The sequence below is a fragment of the Helicobacter pullorum NCTC 12824 genome (genome assembly GCF_017979475.1).
Classification (GTDB): Bacteria; Campylobacterota; Campylobacteria; order Campylobacterales; family Helicobacteraceae; genus Helicobacter_D; species Helicobacter_D pullorum.
This window is the reverse complement of the sequence record NZ_JAERIT010000024.1, coordinates 1-998: the sequence shown is the minus strand read 5'-3', so window position 1 is coordinate 998 and position 998 is coordinate 1. Positions and strand designations below refer to the sequence as shown.

Below are 998 nucleotides of genomic sequence, written 5' to 3'. Positions count from 1 at the left end.
CCCTATCCAACGAATAACATTGCCTTTAGAATCTATCTCTACTTCTAAATCTTTGTATTTGTTATAGAATCTAGGGGATAGGATTTCGTTGAAGTATTTTGTGCCTTTGGGAGTTCTTGCCACCCAAAATCTATATCTATCCCAATATTGTGGTGTGTCCCAAGTGGAATAAATATACTCATCATCACTCATATTGGGGTATTTTTCTCTAACTTCTGTTATATCCCTATAATATGCACCTGCATAGAAAAAATTATCCCTAAAATGTATCCACGCTTGGTATTTATCGCTACCTTGATTTGAAAGTAAATTCTCTTGCTTATTCTGCAAACCACACATACCAAACTCAATATATCCTGCTAGGAAGAGTTGTCCTATAACATTTATAAATTCGCTAATATAAGTAGGATTAGTAGAATTACCTGCCGTTACATTGGTGCTATCAAATAAAAATTCCAAAAACAAAGAATCTAGCTCTATACCATTACCAGAGTATCCTGTTGCTAAATCTAAAATACTTTCTTCAAAATACTCCAAAATATCTACTTTTGTAAGGTTTGGAATCTGCAAGAATAATTCAAACTCTAAATCGTAAGGTGTTTTTTGATGATTTTTCATTAGCTTGCAAATTTCGTCAGGAAGCTCTAAAAATAGATAATCTTGTGTGTGCGTGAGTATTCTATATCTCATTTTTTATCCTTTATGTTGTGGATTTTTGTTTTACTATTTATTTCTATTGTTGAGCCACCCGAATCGGATTTCTTTCTTAGCTGAATTATTGTTCCATCACTAAGGTTTCTCCTTTTAATCATATATCCATAGCTATCAGGTCCCGCATCTTGTAAAACTTCTGCCCCTTCTGTAATATCGTCCCAAATCTCTCTTATTTGTTTGCTATCTCTAGCCCAATAGACATTTTTACTATTCTTAAATTCTTTATAGCCCGCCTTATTTAGTTGATTAGAAGTTTTAAGCCCATACTTATTCTCTATGACATT

The 998-nt window shown here is 33.0% G+C and carries 2 protein-coding genes; both read right to left on the bottom strand.

What is annotated here, in order from left to right:
* On the bottom strand, positions 1–690 hold a 690-nt coding region (locus JJQ98_RS08765; protein ID WP_210670821.1), incomplete at its 3' end, for a hypothetical protein.
* A partial coding sequence (locus tag JJQ98_RS08760; RefSeq protein WP_247596744.1) for a hypothetical protein occupies positions 687–998 on the bottom strand: 312 nt, incomplete at its 5' end. The genes JJQ98_RS08765 and JJQ98_RS08760, both read right to left, overlap by 4 nt.